The 21,538-nt window shown below is 61.2% G+C and carries 20 protein-coding genes; 5 read left to right on the top strand and 15 right to left on the bottom strand.

The genetic code is table 11. The annotated features are described in order from the left end of the window. Positions 1 to 1,381: 1,381 nt before the first annotated feature. The 3 genes from BN60_RS07690 to BN60_RS07680 form a co-directional block, all read right to left on the bottom strand. Positions 1,382 to 2,593 (bottom strand): glycoside hydrolase family 5 protein, encoded by a 1,212-nt coding sequence (locus tag BN60_RS07690; protein WP_020695435.1) that lies wholly within the window; start codon positions 2,591 to 2,593, stop codon positions 1,382 to 1,384. Beyond that, a complete protein-coding gene (locus BN60_RS31600; protein WP_281015328.1) occupies positions 2,593 to 2,727 on the bottom strand; it encodes a hypothetical protein in 135 nt (44 codons plus the stop codon). The genes BN60_RS07690 and BN60_RS31600 overlap by 1 nt, the downstream gene beginning before the upstream one ends. A gap of 500 nt (positions 2,728 to 3,227) precedes the next feature. Continuing rightward, positions 3,228 to 3,581, bottom strand: coding sequence for a hypothetical protein (locus BN60_RS07680; RefSeq protein WP_020695434.1), 354 nt, complete (start codon positions 3,579 to 3,581; stop codon positions 3,228 to 3,230). A 27-nt stretch (positions 3,582 to 3,608) separates the two neighbouring features. On the opposite strand from BN60_RS07680, the gene BN60_RS07675 reads away from it, so the two are divergent. Then, positions 3,609 to 4,184: a hypothetical protein gene (locus BN60_RS07675; RefSeq protein ID WP_020695433.1), complete on the top strand. Its 576-nt coding sequence runs from the start codon at positions 3,609 to 3,611 to the stop codon at positions 4,182 to 4,184. A 31-nt stretch (positions 4,185 to 4,215) separates the two neighbouring features. Here BN60_RS07675 and BN60_RS07670 read toward each other — a convergent pair whose 3' ends face one another. The 3 genes from BN60_RS07670 to BN60_RS07660 all read right to left on the bottom strand — a co-directional run bounded on the left by BN60_RS07670 (position 4,216) and on the right by BN60_RS07660 (position 7,161). After that, positions 4,216 to 4,491: a hypothetical protein gene (locus BN60_RS07670; protein ID WP_020695432.1), complete on the bottom strand. Its 276-nt coding sequence runs from the start codon at positions 4,489 to 4,491 to the stop codon at positions 4,216 to 4,218. Positions 4,492 to 4,666: 175 nt separating this feature from the next. Next, positions 4,667 to 5,341: a hypothetical protein gene (locus BN60_RS07665; protein WP_148283347.1), complete on the bottom strand. Its 675-nt coding sequence runs from the start codon at positions 5,339 to 5,341 to the stop codon at positions 4,667 to 4,669. 383 nt (positions 5,342 to 5,724) lie between these two features. Next, a complete protein-coding gene (locus tag BN60_RS07660; protein WP_148283346.1) occupies positions 5,725 to 7,161 on the bottom strand; it encodes a tyrosine-type recombinase/integrase in 1,437 nt (478 codons plus the stop codon). A 337-nt stretch (positions 7,162 to 7,498) separates the two neighbouring features. Between BN60_RS07660 and BN60_RS07655 the strand changes: the two genes are divergently transcribed. After that, the gene (locus tag BN60_RS07655) at positions 7,499 to 8,794 is read left to right on the top strand and encodes a cystathionine gamma-synthase family protein (RefSeq protein ID WP_020695428.1); all 1,296 of its coding nucleotides are present in this window, start codon (positions 7,499 to 7,501) and stop codon (positions 8,792 to 8,794) included. On the opposite strand, the gene BN60_RS07650 is transcribed toward BN60_RS07655, so the two are convergent. The 3 genes from BN60_RS07650 to BN60_RS28695 all read right to left on the bottom strand — a co-directional run bounded on the left by BN60_RS07650 (position 8,787) and on the right by BN60_RS28695 (position 10,977). Next, on the bottom strand, positions 8,787 to 9,257 hold the full coding sequence (locus BN60_RS07650) for a hypothetical protein (protein ID WP_020695427.1): 471 nt from the start codon (positions 9,255 to 9,257) through the stop codon (positions 8,787 to 8,789). The genes BN60_RS07655 and BN60_RS07650 overlap by 8 nt on opposite strands. A gap of 14 nt (positions 9,258 to 9,271) precedes the next feature. Further along, a complete protein-coding gene (locus BN60_RS07645; RefSeq protein WP_245539816.1) occupies positions 9,272 to 9,682 on the bottom strand; it encodes a DUF6152 family protein in 411 nt (136 codons plus the stop codon). Positions 9,683 to 9,756: 74 nt separating this feature from the next. After that, positions 9,757 to 10,977, bottom strand: a complete 1,221-nt coding sequence (locus tag BN60_RS28695) for an iron-containing alcohol dehydrogenase family protein (protein ID WP_020695425.1) — start codon at positions 10,975 to 10,977, stop codon at positions 9,757 to 9,759. Between the two features lie 270 nt (positions 10,978 to 11,247). Here BN60_RS28695 and BN60_RS07635 point away from each other — a divergent pair, with 270 nt between their 5' ends. Together BN60_RS07635 and BN60_RS07630 are read left to right on the top strand one after the other, a co-directional pair. Then, complete coding sequence (locus BN60_RS07635) at positions 11,248 to 12,171, top strand: hypothetical protein (RefSeq protein WP_020695424.1); 924 nt, start codon at positions 11,248 to 11,250, stop codon at positions 12,169 to 12,171. A 22-nt stretch (positions 12,172 to 12,193) separates the two neighbouring features. Then, positions 12,194 to 13,324 carry an FAD-dependent oxidoreductase gene (locus BN60_RS07630; RefSeq protein ID WP_043285051.1) on the top strand — a complete coding sequence of 377 codons (1,131 nt, stop codon included), beginning with the start codon at positions 12,194 to 12,196 and terminating at the stop codon, positions 13,322 to 13,324. Positions 13,325 to 13,339: 15 nt separating this feature from the next. On the opposite strand, the gene BN60_RS28690 is transcribed toward BN60_RS07630, so the two are convergent. From BN60_RS28690 to BN60_RS07610, 4 genes are all read right to left on the bottom strand, one after another. After that, positions 13,340 to 14,524, bottom strand: a complete 1,185-nt coding sequence (locus BN60_RS28690; RefSeq protein ID WP_177324780.1) for a glycosyltransferase family 87 protein — start codon at positions 14,522 to 14,524, stop codon at positions 13,340 to 13,342. 99 nt (positions 14,525 to 14,623) lie between these two features. After that, positions 14,624 to 15,538, bottom strand: a complete 915-nt coding sequence (locus BN60_RS07620; protein WP_020695421.1) for a glycosyltransferase family 2 protein — start codon at positions 15,536 to 15,538, stop codon at positions 14,624 to 14,626. A gap of 11 nt (positions 15,539 to 15,549) precedes the next feature. Further along, positions 15,550 to 16,149, bottom strand: a complete 600-nt coding sequence (locus BN60_RS07615; RefSeq protein WP_043283725.1) for a methyltransferase domain-containing protein — start codon at positions 16,147 to 16,149, stop codon at positions 15,550 to 15,552. Positions 16,150 to 16,299: 150 nt separating this feature from the next. Next, positions 16,300 to 17,538, bottom strand: a complete 1,239-nt coding sequence (locus tag BN60_RS07610) for an LLM class flavin-dependent oxidoreductase (RefSeq protein WP_020695419.1) — start codon at positions 17,536 to 17,538, stop codon at positions 16,300 to 16,302. Between the two features lie 198 nt (positions 17,539 to 17,736). Between BN60_RS07610 and BN60_RS07605 the strand changes: the two genes are divergently transcribed. Beyond that, the gene (locus BN60_RS07605) at positions 17,737 to 19,017 is read left to right on the top strand and encodes a nucleotide sugar dehydrogenase (RefSeq protein WP_020695418.1); all 1,281 of its coding nucleotides are present in this window, start codon (positions 17,737 to 17,739) and stop codon (positions 19,015 to 19,017) included. Between the two features lie 90 nt (positions 19,018 to 19,107). On the opposite strand, the gene BN60_RS07600 is transcribed toward BN60_RS07605, so the two are convergent. Beyond that, positions 19,108 to 20,442, bottom strand: coding sequence for a GumC family protein (locus BN60_RS07600; RefSeq protein ID WP_020695417.1), 1,335 nt, complete (start codon positions 20,440 to 20,442; stop codon positions 19,108 to 19,110). Positions 20,443 to 20,445: 3 nt separating this feature from the next. Beyond that, entirely contained in the window at positions 20,446 to 21,489 is a 1,044-nt protein-coding gene (locus BN60_RS07595) for a GumC family protein (protein ID WP_083856002.1), read from the bottom strand. Positions 21,490 to 21,538: the final 49 nt, after the last annotated feature.

Genomic DNA, 21,538 nt, shown 5'->3' with positions numbered 1-21,538 from the left:
TTCGTGGAGCGCTTCAGCCTGCCCACATCTGATTGATTCCAATGCTCCCGACTGAGCGAGCGCGGACGGCACTGGCATGCAAGTAGACGACCTGTCGGAACGAACTGTCAGAGCCTAGGATCAGAACGACCAGTCAGAGCATAGCGTCAGAGCATAGCGTCAGAGCATAGTGTCCCTCCTCTTCCACCTTCGAAGTTTGCCCGGCTCTGATCGATCCCGATGCTCATCGCGTTGAAGTTTCATCGAGGTCATCGGATTGCACGCGCACCGCCCAGAAAGTTCCCGTCGAGGCCGTGTGATTCCGGATCGCGGACCACATCATCTAGCGCTCGCGGACTTTCCATAACATCCAATCTCCGATCTTGGCTGCGCTTGGCACCACATCTGGATCGCGCGCGTCATGGGTGATGTGTCGTGATCGGCCTGCCATCACCCCAAGCTGGATGCCTGATCGCGCTGGTTCCGGAGGCGATTCCCGTTGGTTCCCGCTGGACTCCCCCCGGGGGTGGGGTGCTCGCCCCATCGCGCGAAAATGCTTGGGATCAACCCCCTCTTATCATTCGTGGGAGAAATACCCTCTAAAATCGATTCCTAGACTCACTGAGAGGGGTCCTGCTGTTTTGGCCACCCTACTATCTACGTGTCTCAGATGGCCTGTGGGGAGTCTCAGATGCACTTGCGGAGGCATTCCAGAAATCGACCGTACATTGAAGTTCGCTAGGCCCCACTGCTGACTGCGGTTCGGGCCTGTCAACTGTCTATCGATCCCCAGAATTGCCCACAGCTTGGGTACATTTGTCGGTTTCCCCTTGCTTGAATCAAATGAATTTCGGCTTGTGTTTGGGTTGTCCCCAGCTTTCAGGCTATCCTGATCCCAACGTCCCAAATTTGGTGGCGCAGGTGTTCGGCATCTGTATTCACTGAAGGGGTCATCGGTCGTACCTGAGCCCCCTCGGATCGGCCACGCGTATCAGTCTTTGAGTTTCTCCCGGCCAATCGAAACCCGATTCGGCCAACGCCTGAACTTTGTCTGGAGCCTAGCCATGCACGTCCACATCGTCGTGACCACTGAAGCTTTCCTTCTGATTCTGGTCTCACTCCGCCTTCTCGGCATTACTTGAACTCGGGATTGCTGGCAGTGCCTGCACCACTAATCGTTAATCTGTCGAATGAGTGACTACGTGAACTGTCTGAATACTGTGCGAACGAGAATTTGCTTATTTAAGAAAGCACCCGTAGATGGAATCTCCATGACTTCTCGTTGTTCATGGAGAATTTGATGATCGTTCAATTCAACCCGGTAATCCGAATCACCGTCAATGGGCCTGCGATGGCCCTTCTGATCATGCTGTTGAAGATGGCTGGATGGCTATGAGCCTGTTCAGGTCACAGCATCCAGTAGAGTCGGTTCAAACGGACCGATATCCGAGCAGGTTCCAGTGGAAATGCCATAGTCGGGAGCGTCCAGAGCGAACACGTTCCTGCGGAAGCCGTTCAGTTTGATCGCACGACTCAGGTCCCTAAGGTAGGCGGCACGACTGACTAAGTCTCCGCCTTCGAACAGCGAATTGGTTCTGGTGCAACCGTACTCACCGCAATAGATACGATTCCGGCTGATGCCATAGGTGGACATCCAATCATTTAGCTTGGCCAATTCAGCCTGCATCCATTGTCCATTCAGGGGGACATCGAAGTAGTACCCCAGCTCCTGTGTCTGTGCGGCGATGGTATCGAGCTTCTGTTGGCTCGTTAGAGTCGAATCCCCATTCACTTGCGCGGTCATCGCTGCAATGGCGGAGTCTTTTTCAGAGGGGTTCGGGGGATAGTGAAGGCCGAACGTATACTTGTTGTAGGCCGAACTCGGGTAGCCTTGGATCGCGAAGATCGCTGGCGCGTAGGGGTGCACTTCGAACAGCGTATTGGAGTCGTACCCTCGGGGATCGAACAGGGCCATTCGGTCGATGTTTGCGTAGGTGTCCGAAGTCAGACCGATGGTATGCGCGGTCATCTTTGAACGTGCACTCGCGTAGAGCGTACGTTGCATCGTTGCCCAATCCCCGATGAACTCGCTCGGGTGCGGTGGTTCATTGAACAGGGTCAGGGCGAATCTCGACTGGGAACGGGTTCGGTAGCGATCTGCGAATAGTCCGACCACTGCATTGTACTTCGCGCGATTGCCATTGAGGTCCGAGAGGATGTCCCGAACCTTGAACAGCACATAGTCGGTCGCATGGAGATCAACGACCACACCAAGGCCCGAATCGATCAACTGATCTACGGCGGTATCCGTCAGCCCGAATAGGTATTCGAGGCGGGTCGGGTTGCCGAGTGCTTCCATCCACGGGCCGGGAACCACGTTCAGACGGATATGATCGAACTTCGCTCGCTTGATCTGGTCCAGCACTCCGCTGGTTATGTGAGCGGACCAGCCACCCGTTGGATTATCGAAGACGCTCTCTCGGTAGGTCGTTTCGGGATTCTCCGGATCGACCACCAACGGCCCCATGAACGGCCACATGACGTTGATTCCATGCTGGCCCGTGAAGCTGACCGGGTCGCGTTCGATGATCGCGGGACCGGAATAACACCGCATCAGAAGAAGGCTTCCACGAGGATGTAGCCCGCGGCCCCTGCTCCACCAGCATAACCGCTGGTGCCTGCGGTGCCTCCGGCCGAACCGGCTCCTACCGTGTAGGCGTAGCTCGCTGCGGGGTTATCGATCAGCACGACGATGCATGCACCTTCTCCACCACCGCCACCGGGATCACCCACGCTTCCCGATCCTGCGCCGGCTCCGCCACCACCCGAATTTGGAACGGCGCTATCGCCAACCGCGTTCACTCGGCTACGACCACCACCGGCACCACCACCGGCTCCGCCCAAGTGATACTGATAGGAACCCGTACCCCCGCTATCGGGAGCACCTTGACCCTTCTGTCCGTTCGTATTGATCAACCCACCCGAGGCAGTTCCTCCGGCCCCACCAGTCGATCCCGAGGAAGCCTGTCCCCGGACCGCGGTGTATACACCGAATGTACTATCGGAGGCCGGTGCACTCACAGCGCCTGGGCTCGTGCCTGACCCAGCTCCACCAGCACCGGGACCCTGCAGGGTCACTCGGAGATACCGGGCACCTTCTGGGGTCGTATAGCTGCCAGAACCCGAACTCAGGTACGTGAGTACCGGGTCCCGCTGCACAGGCAGGACTGATACCGAGTACTTCGTCATCAGGCGTAATAGCTGATGTTGAGAATCGCGCCCGAAGCCGCTTCGATAAATCTGAGCAGACTGAGGTCACCCTCGTAGACCAGCGTAATTCCTACACCGGCGGGCATCCCGAAGGTCGCGGTCGGGGTTTGACCATCATCGGTCCAACGGACCATCTGGCCATCCACGCTGATCATCGCGAAGCGTGCCCCATTCGGAACGCCAAGCGTGGTTACTTCGCTGAGATCGGTGATCTGCTGATAACCCAAGGGTAGGTCCCGGGAGTTATATCCGTCCTTGAATGCCACTATCCTTACCTCGATGAGATGAATCGTCGAGGTATTTACCGGCTGGGCGCTGAGTTCTGTCGGCACACAACCCCATTACGCTTCGAGGTGACAATGACAACCAGCGATGATCGCAATGAGACCTTTCTTAAAGGCCCGTTACTCCAGCAAGGGCAACGCTATGACGAGAGTCTGGAATCCTACAATAAAGATTGGCGACTTGGCGGGCAGATATATGGTTACCAAAGGGCTGCGGAGACCTTGATCCAGCACGTTCTTGAGCATGGTGCTTACAGCGGACGGACCTTTCTGCATCCAATCCTATACCTTCATCGGCACAGCATCGAGCTTCGGCTCAAACGGCTAGTCAGCACGTATGGTGGCGAGTGGCCGAAAACCCAGCACAGCATCGCGAAAGTCTGGACGAAAGCTAAGGAGGTGATTGACCAGAACCTAGCTATTGCTTGCGATGACCTAGAGCGATTGCTGTTCGAATTAGATCAGATCGATCCCGATGGCCAAACCTTCCGGTACACAAGCAATCGCCAAGGCGAGCCGATTAACATTCCGATTGCTGAGGTGGATATTCGGCATTTCCAGAACAAGATGGAGGAGATCGACATCGCGCTCAGTGGACTTGAAGACATGCTGGAACAGGCAATCACGGCCAAATGGGAAGCTAGTCGTTAGCGTCAGTGGACGCAGAGATCAGAACTGTTAGCTAGCCTTCCTGCGGCTCTGGCTGGGGCGCGGTGTATCTCGGGTAGGTGAAACTGAACGACCACCACTCATCCTCGGGATGATCCTCGGGAAGGATCATTCGATCTCCGAAGATACGAATGTCATCGGTCAGCATCGGCTCAACCTGCTCCATCACCCATGCCGCGGTTACCTGATCGGTGACCGGTCCATGATCGGCGATCCATTCGCTGATCGAGTTGATCTTCACCTGCATATCGCGCTCATAGGCGTCCTCTTCGGGACTACGTTCGGCCATATCGGGTTCCCTTCATCAGATTCTGAATGAACCTATTTAGGACCCTCTGGCCGCTGCCTTGACATGGCAGTGCTCAGCAAAAAGGCCCCACGGGATTCAGTCCATGGGGCCTCTTCAACAGGAGCGTGGCTGGTGAAGAACGAAACCTAGGCCACAGGACTATTTAGTCTGATAATCAGAACGGGATGTCGTCATCCAGTGTGCTCTTGTCGATCTTCTTCTGCTCAGGTTTCCCAACTTTCTTTGGCTCCGGATTGTCCCTCGCTTCGGTGACGATACCGAACAATTCACGGACCCGATCCACGAAGGGCTTCGCGTCTTCTCCAACCTTCTTCACCACGCCACTCACTTCGAGAATCATGTGAAGAACGCCCTGAATATCTGTACGCTCACGGTCCACCTCTGATTGAAGGCGCGCGATCAGTCGGAAAATCGCATCGCGCTTATCGATACTGATATCCATCTTCTCAATGAGCTGCCGAATCTCGTTAAGGAGTTCGTGAACGCGCTTTTTATACTTCGCACTCAGCACAACCGACGTGGAGTTGCGCTTCTGGTGGAAATAGATTGTGGTCCGATAGTGTCGCAAATTCTGCCGAAACTTCTCGAACCAACTCCAAAAGGTCTTCTGATCACCGGGTGGCTCCGGAGCAAGAAGCTGATACCTATCCTGCATCCGGTGAACGTTGATATGAGCTTGGATGTCGCCCCACCAAGTCCGCCCTTCGGTCATCCCGAACTCGTTGTTCGCCATGGCCGGGCCGACCTCGCTCTCCATCTGGTCGGCCATGATTGCTAGGGCTAAGTCTGGATCGTCGGGCAAATTCTGAATGTCGTCTTCTGTGAGCATGGCGTCCGCTGAGTGATTCAGCCGCATTATACTCGAAATGGAGTGGTGCGATCAGCCACAAGGCAACCTATTCACAAGGCAACCGGGTTGTGCCTCTGACAATCCACAACCTTTGCAGTATTATAGACGTGCTCAAAAAGCCAACCCCCTCCGCGGGAGCGGGGAGTCATCCGGCCCACCTCTTAGGAAGACGAAACTTCAGGATCATCCCGATTCTGGATGTGGGGAAATGCGCCGGAAGGACCCTTTTTGATGATCAAACTCTCGTTCAAATTCGATATTCAGCTGAGCTGGGCTCAGCTCAATCGCCTGATAGCGTTCGGCATTCTGGCTTTGCAGGCGATCTCCTGCAGTCCGGGATGAATGAAGTCCCGACCCTCTGGTCAGCCAGAAATGCGGATCGGGTAGCGGATCGCGTCGATCTCCTTCTTCAGCTTCTTCAGCGAAGCGCCTGCATAGATGTAGGTCTGGTGAACGCTGGAGCCTTTGCTGTGCCCAGCCAGCTCCATTCTCAGGCTGAGGTCGTGACCTTGCTGGGAACCGTACGTGATGAAGGTTCCTCGCAAGGCGTGGAAATCCACATTCACGTCCGAGACCTTGCAGTCATCGCAGTACCGCCCGAACCACTGGGTGGCTGCGTTCGTGCTCGGAACCATGAGCTTCTCGACATCGGGAGCATGGAAGCGCTTGCCCGGCTCCTCCACCAGAGGGACATCCCGGAATAGCCAATCGCGCTTTTCCTTGATGGCTCGCTTGTGCAGGTCGATCAGTCCGAGACGGATCAGCTCCCTGTGGATCGGCACGACCCTGCTCTGTCCGCCCTTCACGCGCTGGCCCCGACCCGGATGGATCAGGAGATGCCACACGCCGAACTCATGGCTGATGTCAGTCGGACGAAGCTGGATCGCCTCACGAAGTCTGACGCCCGCATAGATGCCCAACAGAGGAGCCCAGTACTGCCACTCGGCTTCGCGCTGACCATCCACGAACAAGGCGGTGAGTTCCTCCTTGGTGTAGAGGCGACGCTTCTTCTTCCGATTCTCCCCCTTCGGGTACAGCTTCACGTCTCGCATCGGGTTGTCATTCCGATGCCTCTGCTCGATGGCAAAGCCGAACACCGAAGAGACCGCTGACATTTTGTTGTTCTTGGTCTGACCGGCTAGAGGCTCGCCCTTCTTCTCATCGAGGGTCTCGTTCAGCCAGTTTCGGAAGGCCCAGCAGTGGTCTGGTGTGTACTCGCCGATCTCCAGATCGCCGCACTGCTCCCGGAACTGCTCCAGAGCCCGACGATAGTTGGCCGGGCGATCCTTGGCTCCGAAGTAGTCCCGGGTGACCTCGGAGTGCAGTGGCGTCCGATTCGCTGCCTTCCTCACGGACTTCACGAGTTCGACCGGACTATGCGCGGGGCTACGGTTGATCCGGGCCTCCCCGATCAGGGCCTCCGGGTCGTCCAGCTTGATCAGGCTCTGGGCCGCTTCGACCCGAACACGCTGCTGATAGACCCGTTCGACCCAGCGAGAGATGATGGCCTGATCCTCGTAGCTGAACGTCCGGTCCATCCTCCGGAGCCACCCACGGGCGTCCGGGCCCAGCCCCGGGGTGAACAGCTCTGGGTCCCGGCGATCCTCCTCACTCGCCGTCCACGCGGCTGAGCAGATAGCTGTGGCCAGCTCCCATGCGTCGGCCTCGGTCACCCTGTAGTTGACCCTCTGGCGGGCCCGGACGATCAAATCCTCGGAGTAGGCCCTCGCCTTGGTCGGGGTCATACCGTCGCGGAGCGGAATGTAGAGATGCTGGGTCAACTTGATCCCGTCGATCACGATCCCCTGAATTTCCGAGGGCACCCGCCTCTTGTGATATTCCGTCCGAGCCACCGTAGAACGCCTTTCTCGCCAAATGTTCTACGGAAAGTGAGTCGGTAAAAGCCTGTGTTCAAGGGCTTTTAGGCCCTTCAACGTTTTGGATGTTCTAGAACTGGGCTCCTGGTCCCCCAGCCAATTTTCGCGCGCTTCTTCTGAAAATTTCGCGTTTTCGTCCCCTGAGTCCCATCGGGGCGCTTCGTCGTGGCAACGCGCCGCTGCGTTCGTTAGCCCTCGCGCGAATGGGCCGCCCGGCCCAAGCTAGCGGGCCCTAGCCGCCCCTGTGACAGGAGACACCATGACCGCTCCGCGCCCGTCCAAGACGCATATCGGCAACCATGCCCTGAAGCCCGAGACCCTGATGCTGAGCTATGGCTACGATCCGGTCCTGTCTGAGGGTGCGGTGAAGCCGCCTGTCTTCCTCACCTCGACCTTCGTTTTCAGTTCGGCTGAAGAAGGCCGCGACTTCTTCGACTACGCGTCGGGACGCAAACAGCCACCGAAGGGCAGTTCGGCCGGTCTCGTCTATTCCCGCTTCAACCATCCCAACAGCGAGATCGTCGAGGACAGGCTCGCGGTCTACGAGGGGGCGGAATCCTGCGTCCTGTTTTCCTCCGGCATGTCGGCGATCTCCACGACGATCCTCGCTTTCGCCCGCCCCGGCGATGTCATCCTGCATTCGCAACCGCTCTACGGCGGGACGGAGACGCTTCTGTCGCGGACAATGGCGGACTTCGGCATCCACGCCGTCGGCTTCGTCGACGGCGTGAGCGAATCCGCTGTCCGCGCCGCCGCGCAAGAGGCACGTGGCAAGGGGCGCATATCGGTCATCATGACCGAGACTCCGGCCAATCCGACCAACACGCTGGTCGACATCAAGCTCCTGCGGAAAATCGCCGACGAGATCGACGCCGCCCAGGGTTTTCGGCCCGTTCTGGTCTGCGACAACACCCTGCTCGGCCCGGTGTTCCAGCGTCCCCTCGCCCACGGCGCCGACGTCTCGGTCTACTCGCTGACCAAGTATGTCGGCGGCCATTCGGACCTCATCGCCGGCGCTACGCTGGGCTCCAAGGCGATCATCGGGCCGATCAAGGCCTTGCGCGGCAGCCTGGGTACGCAGCTCGATCCGCATTCCTGCTGGATGCTGGGGCGCTCGCTGGAGACGCTCGGGCTGCGAATGGAGCGCGCCAACTCCAACGCAAGGCTCGTCGCCGAATATCTCCGCGATCATCCCAAGGTCGCCAAGGTCCACTACCTGGAGTTTCTCGAGAAGGGCTCGGCCGCACAGGCCGTGTTCGCCCGGCAATGCACCGGCGCGGGCTCCACCTTCTCGTTCGACATAAAGGGGGGAGAGAAGCAGGCCTTTGCCTTCCTCAATGCCCTGCAGATCTTCAAGCTGGCCGTCAGCCTCGGCGGCACCGAGTCGCTCGCCAGCCATCCCGCCGCCATGACGCATTCCGGCGTGCCGGCCGATGTGCGGGCCCGCATCGGCGTTCTGGATACGACGATACGTCTGTCGGTCGGCATCGAGCATCCCGACGATCTGATTGCCGATCTCACACAGGCGCTGGCCGCGACGGCAAGCCCTAGATGAACCCTATCCAGCGCCCGGCCACCAGGACGGTCAGCCACAGGGCTGCCGAGCACCCGGCCATGACACGAACACTCGGGCGAACGGCGCCGCTCGCCAAGGCGTTCTGGTAATGCCGGCTGCGGTGCTGCAGCACGACATTCATCAGCGCCAAAAGCAGAAAGACGATCTTCCAGAGAAAGGCCGGATTGCCGAGATATTCGACAGGTTTCACCGAAAAGAGCCAAAGGCCCGTGAGGATCGCCAAACCGACTCCGCTCGCTGCGACCCGCACGAGGAACGGGCCGATCGCGGCGAGCGGCACACTGCGGAAGAAGCCCAGCAGGCGCATGTCGAGCGGGAGAATGGCGCCCAGGATCAGCCCCACACCGAGAATATGGACGGCGTTCACCAGCAGATAGGCGACACCGGAGCGGTGCAACAGGACGGCGCCCGGCCAGGTAGCGATCCATTCCGCGAGCTGCATCGGCGAAACGGGACTCAGTTGGTACGGATCCGTTCGGGATACATGTCGTAGTTCTTGCCGGCGATCGTGATGCGAACCGCCTTGAACTGCATCTTCGTCTTGTCGAGGTGGCGATTGCCGAGAACGACGATGGCGTCGCCCGGCTTGGCAGAAGTGGCCGTGAACCCCGACCGCGCCGTCTGGTTGGGATTGCCGAGATCGACCTGCCAGAGGACGCCATCTGCCGCGACCATCTGCAAAGACGGATGCGGCGGCGCCATGGAAATGGACTGGATCGTCCCCTTAAGTTCCGTCTGCTGCTCCTCGGCCCAAGACCATCCATGATGGGCCATTGCCGGCAAACTCGCTCCGGCGACGGCGCTTCCCAGGGCAGCCCACAGGAGCCGGCGCCGGTTCAGGCGATCGTCGATCATTGCCTTACGCATGGTGACCTCCGTAACGCACGTGGAAGTCTATCGTCCTCCGGGTCGGACCTCCTGTCGAGAGTTTGCGCGTGTGCTCACCACGCCGCCTTCAGCACCTCGCGCAGAAGATCCCTCTCCTTCACGAACTCCTGCTTGGGATCGGCATTGAAGTTCGTCAGCGACGGTTCGAGGATCGCGTCGATGCTGGACTGCGGAACGTCCAGGGGCGCGAGATTGATCGGCATGCCGATCGAGGCGAACACCTTCTCCAGCTGGTCGGCCGCACGGGAGGGCGCATCGGCGACCGGATCGCCCTCTTTCCAGACGCCCAGCGCGCGAGCGATCGCACACATCTCCTGCGGGTCGCGATTGCCCAGCCGACGCATGACTGTCGGCGTCAGGGCGCAATGCGCCGCGCCCTGCGAGACATGGCCGTGGAGATTGAACAGGCTCGACGCAAAGGCATAGACGACGCGGCTGACCCAATGCCGAACCGGCGCCCCGCCATCGTCGACCTCACGATTCTGCAGGAAGGTCGCGAGGCAAAGATCGTTGCGCGCCGCCACGTCGTGCGGATCGCCGAGACGCGGCAAGGCCCGGCTCATCAGCTCGAAGGCCTGCCGCCGGGCAAAGTCGGCCAGCGGCGCGGCCTGCGTGTAGCCCATGTTCATGATCGCACGCCAATAGATCGCGCCGCCACTGGCGCACACCATTGAGGTCGGCGCCGTGAGCAGCGCGTCGTTGTCCCAGAACAGCGCCACCGGCCGCGTCTTGGGATCGAAGAACTCCATGCGGCGACCCAGCTTCTCCGACTTCACCGCCGAGCCAGCGCGGTTCTGCGCCGACGAGCCCACGGTGAGGACGTTGATGATCGGCAACTTGGGCGCCATCAGCTTGGGGCTGATCGCAGGCCGCCCCGGCGGATACTGCGTGATCAGTTGTTCGACAGGCTCCTTCTCGGCCAGCAGAATGGCGACCACCCGTGTGCCCTGGAGCACGCTGCCAGCGCCGACGGCGATCAGAAGATCTGCCTCCGCCGCCCGGGCCTTGTCGGCGGCGGCCATCACATCTTCGATGGGCGAGTCCTTGCCCATCTCGTCGTAGAGACCGGCGAACCGCTCGCCCAACAGCTCGCGAATATGGGCCACGAGCGGCGTGTTGCGCGATACCGACCGGCCGCAGACGACGAAAGCGCGCTTGGCGCGATGGCGCCCCACCTCGGCAGGCAGGCTCTCCAGCGCTCCTTGTCCGCTGTAGACGCGGACCGGATAGCTGACGACGCGGTAGTCTAGGAAGGACGCAACAGAACTGGTCATGACTGTCTTTCGATGGGAACGCCCGCACTATTGGCTACGGCTTGTGCGACGTCTACCGATTGGACCGTAAGGCTTCCGAGGAGTGAGGTCTGTACACGCCGCCTTGGCCAAGCCCGCCACCTGGATAGAATTTTCTTTCCAGCTTCTGGGCCGCTCGCTACCGTTCAGGCCAGGATCGGGGAACGCCTGAAGGACGCTGGTTTGCGGTTGCTCCATAGACGCAAGGAAGAATCGCGATTCTTCGTTAAGGCACGGAGCCCATAGGCGTTCATGCCGCCCCCTCTCGGATTCCTCATTCTTTCGCATGCCGCTCCGGACCAACTCGAGCGACTGGTCGCCACCCTGAACCGCCTCTACGACCACCCCGCCATCGCGATCCATCACGACTTTTCGCAGTCGACGGCCGATACGACCCGGTTCCCGGACAATGTCGGCTTCGTACAGCCCAGCATCAAAACGAAGTGGTCCGACGTCGCCTGCATATACGCTGTACTGGCGGCATTGAAGCTGCTGTACCGGCGCGGCTCGCCGGAGTGGTTCACCCTCCTCAGCGCGGCCGACTATCCCGTAATGCCGAGCGATGACGTCATCTCGGAGTTGCGCGGAAGTCCCTTCGACCTCTATCTCGACTACCAGCTTGCCGAACTGAAGCCGGCGCCGATCGAGAACCCGCCGCACAGCTGCATGGGTACCCATCCGGTGGCATGGCGGCGCATGGCGTACGACCGCTACATATCGAAAGAGTTCCGTTACCCCTCCCTCACCAAGCGCCTGACCTACACGCACCGGCAGATCATCATCCGCAACAGGCTCCTCCTCAGCCCTTTCCAACCCTTCTCACCGACCTGGCAGTGCTACGCCGGCGATTTCTGGTTCACCGGCAATGGCAAGGTCGCGGACATACTGATGACCGCAGCGGAGAAGCATCAGCGAACCTTCGATCACTTCAGGGGACGATTGTGCCCCGAAGAAGCCGTGCAGCACACTATCCTCGCTAACCAGCCAGGGCTCAGGATCTGCAAGGACAATAAGCGGTATACGAACTGGCTTGGCCAGATTTCCCACCCTCGGACGATCGAGTCGGAAGACCTTCCTAGGATCGTCGAGCTCCGGTCGCATTTCGCCCGCAAGTTTTCGCCCGACGGATCAGCCGGAGTGATCGCCGAGATCGACCGCATGCTGGGACTCAGATGATAGAGCCGAAGGCTTCATGCCGATGAGCAGACAGCGGATTCTTGTCGTCGGGGCCGGCTTTGCAGGGGCGACCTATGCTCGCAACCTCGCCGAAGCGGGACACGCCGTCACCCTCCTGGACAAACGCGATCACGTCGGCGGCAATGCCTACGACTTCGTCGATCAGAGCGGCACGCGCATCCATCGCTACGGACCGCATCTCTTCCACACTAACAACGAGGAGGTTGTCCGCTGGCTCCGTCGCTGGGGCGATTGGGTACGGTACGATCATCGCGTGCGGGCATTGCTGCCGTCGGGGTCGACCGCCCCGCTGCCGATCAACCGGCGTACTTTGGAGATCGTGTTCGGTGTGGATCTTCCCGATGCCGATGCCGCGCGGTCCCTTCTGGCCCGTGTCTCGGAAAAGATCGAGCACCCGGCACATGCCGCCGACTACCTGAACAGCCAAATCGGCAAGGAACTGACGGACCTGTTCTTCCGCCCCTACACGAAGAAGATGTGGGCCCTCGATCTCGAAGAACTCGACGCCGGCGTCGTGAAGCGTTTGCCGCTCCGCTTCGACGACGAGGATCGTTACTTTCCCGACGACCGCTTCCAGCTCATGCCGCGCCATGGCTACACCGCGATCTTCGACCGACTTCTCGACCATCCCAACATCGAGATCGGACTTGGCCATGCTTTCAGCCGCGGCCTCGAACGGGACTACGATGCCGCCTTTCTCAGCGTGCCGATCGACGAATATTACTCGGAATGCTTCGGCCCCCTGCCCTATCGCTCCATCCGCTTCGAACACATCACAAAGGCGAAGCAGCCAGGGATGGGCTGGACCGTCACCAACTACACCGACAGCAGCCGCTGGACCCGCGAGACGGCCTGGCACCTGCTGCCGCATCACGACAATGGGCGCCCCATCGGCCCTCACACCCGCGAGGAGCCCTGCGACTACAGGGACAACAATTTCGAGCGCTACTATCCGGTCCGCACCAGCGATGGCCGTTTCCAGAAGGCCTACGAACAGTACGCAAAGCTTGCCGAGGAGACACCACAGATCACCTTCATCGGCCGTTGTGGACTTTACCAGTATCTGGACATGCACCAGGTCATCAATCAGTCGCTCCTGGGCGCTCGTCGATGGCTAGCGACTCACAGCTGATTGCCGGTATCTCCGCTACGCCTTGAAGGGCCAGCAGGGCGACGTCCCCTGGTTCACTCCCCTCAAGGTGACGAAAGCCAGATAGGCGAAACCGACGACGAAGATCGGGAACAAGGGCAGTTGGTAGATATTGAAGCGAACACCGACGTTCGGAACGAGCCAGAGGCAGAAGAAGAACAGGAGTTCGAGCGGATAGATTCTCGATGTCATCCGACGACGAAAGATCGCAACCACAGCCGGCATCAGCAGCAGCATGTCGTAGTTGACCAGGTATGGCGTCAGCAACAGCGTGCCGGCGGCGAGAACGGCCGTCCGCTCGTCGCTGTGAGGATAGCGCCTGAAGCCGAACCAGACCAACGCGCACCCGGCGAGCGCTCCCGCGACGTGCAGCAAGCCAGCGATGTCCGGCGCGACGCCGAGGATCCGTGCAGCCGCCAGGATGGTCGTCATGTAGATCGACACGTCCCTGAACATCATGTTGACGATCTCGGGCGAAGACGCCTCGCGCGCCATCTCGAAGAAGCGAATCCAGAAATCGAAGCCGAAAACCAGCAGGCTGAGCAGGGCAAGCACGAGCGCGGTACCGATCGTAGAGACAAGCGCCCTCCAGTAACGCCCCGCGACCAGAGCTACCGGGACGAGAATCCAGAGCTGCGGCTTGTATGAGAGAATGCCCAGCAAGATGCCGGCGGCGACCGGCGATCGCGTCAGCAGGCCCATGCCGCCGTAGAAGAGCCCAATCGTCAGGAAGGTGTTCTGCCCCGAGATCATCGTCCAGAGCGCAGCTGGAGAGGTGATCACGGCCAACCATCCGTAGAGGTCCGAGCGCCCAATCAACACGTACGAAATGGCAGCCGTTGCGGCCATGAACGCGCCATAGGCAGCCGCGACCGCGAGAAGCGCCACCGGCAATATCAGCAGGAGCCAGACCGGAGGATAGAGGAACGGCCTGAATCCCAGGGGCGATGGAAAGCGATCAACATAGATCCGGTTCTCGTAGGCAACGAATGCCGAGAAATCGTAGACGATCGAGAGGTTTCCCTCGAAGAAGGCGCGCGCCGCGGCGTGGAATACCAAAAAGTCGGGGAACAGAACCCAGCGCTGCGGACCGATGAGAGGTCCTCCGGACAGGAAAAGCGTTATGGTCAGCAGGTCGTAGAGGCCGACGACGGTGCAGAAGGCAGCCGCGACGCCGAGCAACAGTCTTCCCGAGTTGGCCGTCCGGCCCGAGTATATGGCCCTGGCGACGTGACCGGCTTGATGCATCCAACGCCGCATCGGCGTGTCGACCTGCATGTATCAGATGCCCGAATTCCAACGCGGCTGCCGTCGGCCGTGATAGAGGCCGGCGAGATAGGCCAGATGCAGGGAAACTGTCCTGCCTAGATTGTCTCTGTTCAGGACATACTGACGATAGGTCCGCCAATTGGCCCTCAAGATGGCCGGCAAGCGGCCTTCGACCACACGATAGAAGTAGTTCAGATTGTAGGCTGCCATCCGGACATAGTCGGCGCCGACATCGGTACGGCAGCCGCCGCTGGGGTCCTGGAAATGCACGAGCGCAGCGCGGCCGGCGTAGTGAATCGTGCCGCCATGCTTTCTGATGCGATAGCAGAACTCGGCATCCTCCCCGATGGCATTGGCCACGAAGTTCTCGTCGAACCGGCCGACCTGCATGGCCGCCGACTTCCTCACCGAGAGATTGCAGCCGATCCCCCAGCTACAGGGTTCGAAGTCGAAATCGACATTCAGCAGCAGCCGGTCGTCGATAAACAGCTTCGCGTACTGTTCGTCGGAAATCTCATCCCGGCTCAGCAGCCGCTCGCCCGGGTTCGGCGACGGGCCAGTCACGGCCCAGACCTTTTCGTCGGCATAGGGCGCGACATGGGCGGCAAGAAAGCCTTCTCCGGTCTCCACGTCGTCGTCGATGAAGACGACAATCTCGCCCTTGGCGACCTGCAGACCTTCATTACGCGCGCGGGGCAGGCTCTTGTAGGAAGCGCGACGGTGGATGATGCGCGAGCTCACGCTCTCGAGATACCGGGTGGTGGCCTCTTCGTGCTGCTCTGTCTGGTCGACCACGATCACCTCGAACGGGTGGTAGTCTTCGCGGCTGAGTAGCACCTCGATCGTTCGTCGAAGCATCGCCTCGCGGTTCAATGTCGCAATGACGACCGATACCATCGGCCGATCCGCCGACTTGCGCTCGGACACTATCTTCTCCCTCACACCGGCCGGCGCGCGACGGTTATGAGATCGTAGGCCCTCTCCTGCGGATAGCCTATCCAACCCAGCAGACGATCGACCAGTTGGTGCTTCCACCCATAGGCAGTGATCGAGCGGCCGGGCGTATCGTTCCTTGAGCGTATAGCCTCGTGGGACTCGAAGCGGTTCACGACCGTCTCCAGGCCGGCATCGTCGAGCAATGCCTGCATTCCCTCCGGAAAGACACGCCAGCAGTCGATCGGCGCTTCATGATAAGGCCAACTCACCGGGTTGACCGTCACCACGTAACCTCCAGGCCGAACGATTCGCGACAGTTCCCGCATCCATATCCATGGCTTGCGAACATGCTCCAGGACATTCGCCGCCACGACCATGTCGTAACTCGCTTCGGGAATCGGATACTCGTATTCGCTGGTCGCGACGATCTGTAACTGCGGGTCGGGCTCCAGGCCCAGGACGTCCCATTCGATGCCGGGTCGGTGTGAGATGTCCTGCAGGGTGGTGGGGAACTTGTCCGGCCCGATCTCCAGAACCCTCATTCCGGTTCGGAACAAAGGCGCCGCATATAGCTCGTAGACAATCCTGCAGTTTGGGTGCATTTTCTTACTATAGCGGAGCGGCAATATTGTTCAAAGAATTTGCGCGCCGCCAGATCCCTCTCCTTCCGAAGCCGTACCTTCCAAATCAAGATGGCGTCCCGAAGGACGCCATCTCGGCCACGGTCCCGGCGGGACGGGCTCCGGAAGCTCCTACTTCGCTTTAGCTTTCGCCTTCTCGAGATCGGGCAGCGCCGCGGACGCAGCGGCAAAGCGCGGCGACTTCGTATGCTTCAGTGCTTCCGCGGCCACATCGTTCTGCATGATCTTGGCCATGATCGCCTGCTGGGCGCGCTCGAAGACAGCGCGATTGTCGATCAGGTACTTCTGCGATTCACGCAGCTTGGTCACGTAGCCGTTGATCTCGGGGATCACGTAACGCGCCACCATGTCCCAGCTCCGGCGGGTATCCTCTGGATTCGCCCAATCGTGTACGAAGCCAATGACGGTGCCGAACCCGCCGCTCTTGTCGTAGACGTCCTTGATCATCTTCACGAGGTCGTCCGGCGTCCCAATCGTGGCCGCCGAGCCCTCGGCAAAGGCCGTCTTGTCCACGGCATCGTCCGGCGAGGCGAAGGGACCGGCGCCCGGCCGCTGCAGCGTGCCGACGATGTACTCGTTGTGCCAGCGCAGCAGGCCATGCTTGGCCTGCTCACGCGCCTTCTCGCGAGTCTCGGCCACGTGCCAGTTGAGCAGGACGCGCCAGTTCTTGCGGTCGACGGTCTGACCGTGCTTCTTCGCGGCGGTCTCGGCGAAACTCCACTGGGTCGGCAACGCCAGCAGGCCTTCGGTCGACATCGAGCCGAGCGAGATGATGCCGATGCCATATTTACCGGCCAGGGTCATGCCCGAGGGGCTGACCTGCGAGGCGACCACGAACGGCATTTCTTCCTGCAACGGCAGGAGCTGCAGCGCGGCATCCTGCATCGTGTACCAGTCGGTCTTGTCGGTCACCCGCTCGCCGTTGAACAGGCGCCGTATGATGCCGATCGCATGATCCTGGCGGTCGCGCTGGACCATCGGATCGATGGCGAGCGTATAGGCGTCGGAAGGAAGCGCGCCGGGACCCGAGCCGAACATCGCACGGCCGCCTGTCATATGGTCGAGCTGGACCATGCGCTGGGCGACGTTGAACGGATGGTGGTAGGGCAACGAGACCACGCCGGTACCGAGCATGATCCTCTTGCTGCGTTCGCCTGCCGCCGCCAGGAACATCTCGGGCGATGCAATCATTTCCCAGCCGCTGGAATGATGTTCGCCGCACCAGAATTCATCATACCCCAGTGCGTCGAGCTGCTCGACGAGATCGAGGTCCCGGCGGAACTGCAGCATCGGGTGCTCGCCGATCGGATGATGGGGGGCGAGAAAGGCGCCGAATTTTAGCCGAGCCATGTCGAACTCCTCGGGGACTGGTTGTGTTCCTGACCAGAATAGATCATGGCCCGCCTTGGCGCCGAACGGGATCGGTTTGGTCCTGCAGATTTCGGTCCGCGGATGGGTTGTCACAGTCTCCGGCCCTCGGCCGGCGACCTGTCACGCCCTCAACATAGTTGATGCCAGGCCATGCCCGACCTGTCAGAAATTGGCCCAATGAAGCGGCATATTTCCGTTATCGGCCTCGGCTATGTCGGGCTGCCTGTCGCCACGGGCTTCGGCCGCGCCGGTTACAGGGTCCTGGGATTCGACATCGACCCGCGACGTGTAGCCGAGCTCACCAAGGGCCACGACCGCACCGGCGAGGTGCAGGCAGCGGACCTCACGGCGCCCGGCCTGCGCTTTTCTTCGCAATCCAGCGATCTCGCCGCCGCGGATTTCCACATCGTCACCGTCCCCACGCCGATCGACGCCAGCAAGCAGCCCGATCTCGCACCGTTGAAGGGGGCCTCCGCAACGATCGGCCGGACGCTGAAACGAGGCGATATCGTCGTCTACGAATCGACGGTCTATCCAGGCGTCACCGAGGAGATCTGCATACCGATGCTGGAGAAGGCATCGGGCCTCAAGTGGAAGACCGACTTCAACGTTGGCTACTCGCCAGAGCGCATCAATCCCGGCGACAAGGAGCGCCGCTTCGACAACATCCTCAAGATCGTATCGGCGGACACACCGGAGACCCTGGACATCATCGACGCGACCTACCGGAGCGTCGTCAGCGCCGGGACGCACCGGGCGGCCTCGATCCGGATCGCCGAATTCGCCAAGGTTCTCGAGAACACCCAGCGCGACGTGAATATCGCCTTGATCAACGAGGTCGCGCTGATCTGCGACCGGCTGGGCGTCGATACGCGCGACGTCCTGGAGGCCGCCGGCACCAAATGGAACTTCCTGCCCTTCCGGCCGGGCCTTGTCGGTGGCCATTGCATCGGCGTCGACCCCTTCTACATCGCCCACAAGGCCGAGGAGGTCGGCTACCATCCGCACGTCATCCACTCGGGCCGCCGCGTCAACGACGGCATGGGCGTCTACGTCGCCAACCGCGTGGCGCGCAGCATCATGCGCAGCGCCCGCAATGGGCGCCCGACCGTGACGGTGCTGGGCGTCACCTTCAAGGAGAACGTGCCGGACATCCGCAATACGCGCGTAATCGACATCGTGCGCGAGCTCGAAGATTTCGGGATCACCGTCCAGCTCCACGATCCGATGGCCGACAGCGATCTGCTGCACGAAGAATACGGACGGGCGCTGACACCATTGGACCAGCTGAAGCCGGCGGATGCCGTGGTTCTGGCCGTCGCCCATCGCGCCTATCGCGAGGGCGGCTGGAACCTCGTCCAGCGACTGCTGACGCCGTCGGGGGGCTTCGTGGCCGACGTCCCTGCCCTGCTCGACCGGAGAGCCACGCCATCCGGCGTCACGCTCTGGCGTCTCTGAACTCGTTCAGGATCGCCGCCACACCCGGCTGCAGCCCATGTCGGGCCGCACGACCATGCTGGTGCGGAGTCAGGCCTCGAAGGCTCGCCCCTACTTGGAGGCGAGCTTCAGCGGCGGCCGGCCACCGACGTTGGCCGGCATATCGGCTCCGGCGCCGTAGTAGCCACGGTAGCGTGAGTAGTAGTCGCCGTGGTCGCCGTAGCCGTAGCGGGCATGCTTGGCGAGGTTCACGCGGTTGATGACGATGCCGACGTGGTTGGTCACGCTGAGCAGCGCCCCGACCGCCGTCTTCACGACCTCGCGCGGGGTCTTCGCCCACTGCACGATGAATACCGTGTAGTCGGCCAGCCGCGAGATGATGCGCGCGTCCGACACGGCCATCACCGGCGGGCCATCGAGGATCACCAGGTCGTAGCGCTCGGCGAAGACGCCCAGCGCTGCCTTCATGGCGTGCGACTCCAGGATTTCCGGTGCATTCGGCGTGTTCGGCCGGCCGCAGATGTAGTCGACGCCCGACAGTTCATGGCGCCGGGTGCATTCTTCGAGCGTCTTCAGCCCCATGAGGTACTCGTCGATGGTGCCGCCGCGATCCTTGAGGCCGAGCGCCGCCGACAGACGCGCCTGACGGAGGTCGAGATCGACGATCAGGACGCGCCGGGAGGCATTCATCTTGGTCAGCAGGCCGCCCAGCGAGGCCACGAACGTGGTCTTGCCTTCGCTCGGCGTCGACGACGTCACCGCCACGATGCGCGGCGGCCGGTCGAGGCTGCCGAGACTGATGGCGGTGAACACGGCACGGATCGATTCCGCCGCGGGCGACGTCGTGTTCTCCAGCACGTGGGCAACCACGTTGGAGCGCGTCGACGCGGCTCCCCGGACCTCCGGCACCATGCCGAGTACGCCCACACCGACAGCCTCTTCGACCTGTGCGGCCGAACGGAACACGCGGTCGAGCTTCTCGGCGGCCACGGCGCCGGCCATGCCGAGCATGGAGCCGATGATGAAAGCCATCATCAGGCCGCTGCGGTAATTCGGCGAGGATGGCCCTCCGGCCGGATGCGCGTAGGCTAGGATGCGCGCGTCGGCACGCTGAATGTCCTGCTGTTCGCGCAGTTCCTTGAAGCGATTGAGGAAGCCTTCGTACAGGGTCCGGTTCGACTGGGCTTCGCGTTCGAGCTGCTTCTGTTCGGCTTCGTACTGACTGGCCGTTCCGGCGACGACCGAGGCCTTGTCGACCAGCTCCTTTAGGTCCTCCTCCTCGGCCTTCGCCGCGTCGAGCTCGGCGCGGACGGCCAGCGTTATGCGCTGCGTCTCGGTCAGGAAGCGCGCGCGCACGGCAGCGAGTTCGCTGCGAATCTGCTGGATCTTGGGATGGTTGTCGCCGAGCTGCGAGGCAAGCTCCGCACCCTTGCGGGTCAGTTCCACGTCCTAAATACGCAGCGCCGCCAGGGTCGTGTTGCCCGACACTTCGGGAATGTTGGCCAGTTCGCCCGGGTTGAGGCTCGCCTTGCTGAGCGCGACCAGACGCCCTTCCCGCTCGATGCGGCGCCCCTTGGCGGCGGTGTAGCGCGTGTTGAGGTCAGACAGCGTCTGAGACGAGATGGCGCCTTCCGGGCTGCCGGCCAAGCCCTTGTCGCGCCGGTATGCAGCAACCGCCTCTTCGGCGACCTGCAGATTGCGACGCAACTCGGCCAGGCGCTGCTCGAGCCACTCTGTGGCGCGGCGGTTGGCCTCGTTCTTGTTGTCGACCTGGTCGGCCAGGTAGGCCTCGGCGATCGCATTCGCGATACGCGCGGACATGGTGCCGTCGGGGCTTTCCACCGTCACCAGGATGACGAAGGTTCGGCCAAGCAACGAAACGCTGAGACGGCTGGAGACGGCACCGATCGCGGCACGACGGCGGGGATCGCTGTCCTCGGCCGGGCGGCCGGCACGTTGCGGCTGTGCCGAAGCCTGCTGCGGCTTGGGTGGCGGCGCCAGCAGGGTCGAAATGCCGGTGCTCCAAAGGTCACGCAGCGGCTGCAATGCATTGTCGATGAAGCCCGGCGGCTTGGTGCCGTTGAACTCCGGATTGTTTGCAAGACCGAGCTTGTCGACGACGCGGCCGATCAGGAAATCCGATTGGATGACTTCCAGTTCGCTCTGAATGGCGCCCATGTTGAGCGTATCGACGCCAGAGAGAGCCGCTTCGGTGCTGACAACCTTGAAGGTCCGCGTGTCGAGCATGATGCGTGCCGTCGCCTTGTAGAGCGGCGTCGCCTGCGCAAGCATCAAGGCCATCAGCGCCGTCGCGATGAGGCCACAACCGACGATCAGCGCCTTGCGGCGATTGAGCAGACGCAACCATTCCCACAGCTCGTTCGGGCTGTCGGTCGGACGCAAGGGCGCAAGCGCCGACGAGTCGGCGGCCGATACCATTCGACTCTGATTTGGCTCGTCCAGCATCTGGTCGGCCCTAGACAACGATCCCATCCCACCACACTCCACGAAATACCGACTCGGACGAACGCCTCACCGGCGT

The sequence above is a fragment of the Reyranella massiliensis 521 genome, assembly GCF_000312425.1.
In the GTDB taxonomy this organism is placed as follows: Bacteria; Pseudomonadota; Alphaproteobacteria; order Reyranellales; family Reyranellaceae; genus Reyranella; species Reyranella massiliensis.
The sequence above is the reverse complement of the archived record's forward strand: the minus strand, read 5'-3'. Positions and strand labels throughout refer to the sequence as shown.

Coding starts and splice junctions, on each gene's coding strand:
- BN60_RS07690 (WP_020695435.1), bottom strand. CDS start 2,593: ATGCGGTGTTATTCCGGTCCCGCGATCATCGAACGCGACCCGGTCAGC.
- BN60_RS07675 (WP_020695433.1), top strand. CDS start 3,609: ATGACAACCAGCGATGATCGCAATGAGACCTTTCTTAAAGGCCCGTTA.
- BN60_RS07670 (WP_020695432.1), bottom strand. CDS start 4,491: ATGGCCGAACGTAGTCCCGAAGAGGACGCCTATGAGCGCGATATGCAG.
- BN60_RS07665 (WP_148283347.1), bottom strand. CDS start 5,341: ATGCTCACAGAAGACGACATTCAGAATTTGCCCGACGATCCAGACTTA.
- BN60_RS07655 (WP_020695428.1), top strand. CDS start 7,499: ATGACCGCTCCGCGCCCGTCCAAGACGCATATCGGCAACCATGCCCTG.
- BN60_RS07650 (WP_020695427.1), bottom strand. CDS start 9,257: ATGCAGCTCGCGGAATGGATCGCTACCTGGCCGGGCGCCGTCCTGTTG.
- BN60_RS07645 (WP_245539816.1), bottom strand. CDS start 9,682: ATGCGTAAGGCAATGATCGACGATCGCCTGAACCGGCGCCGGCTCCTG.
- BN60_RS28695 (WP_020695425.1), bottom strand. CDS start 10,977: ATGACCAGTTCTGTTGCGTCCTTCCTAGACTACCGCGTCGTCAGCTAT.
- BN60_RS07635 (WP_020695424.1), top strand. CDS start 11,248: ATGCCGCCCCCTCTCGGATTCCTCATTCTTTCGCATGCCGCTCCGGAC.
- BN60_RS07630 (WP_043285051.1), top strand. CDS start 12,194: ATGAGCAGACAGCGGATTCTTGTCGTCGGGGCCGGCTTTGCAGGGGCG.
- BN60_RS07615 (WP_043283725.1), bottom strand. CDS start 16,149: ATGCACCCAAACTGCAGGATTGTCTACGAGCTATATGCGGCGCCTTTG.
- BN60_RS07610 (WP_020695419.1), bottom strand. CDS start 17,538: ATGGCTCGGCTAAAATTCGGCGCCTTTCTCGCCCCCCATCATCCGATC.
- BN60_RS07605 (WP_020695418.1), top strand. CDS start 17,737: ATGAAGCGGCATATTTCCGTTATCGGCCTCGGCTATGTCGGGCTGCCT.
- BN60_RS07595 (WP_083856002.1), bottom strand. CDS start 21,489: ATGGGATCGTTGTCTAGGGCCGACCAGATGCTGGACGAGCCAAATCAG.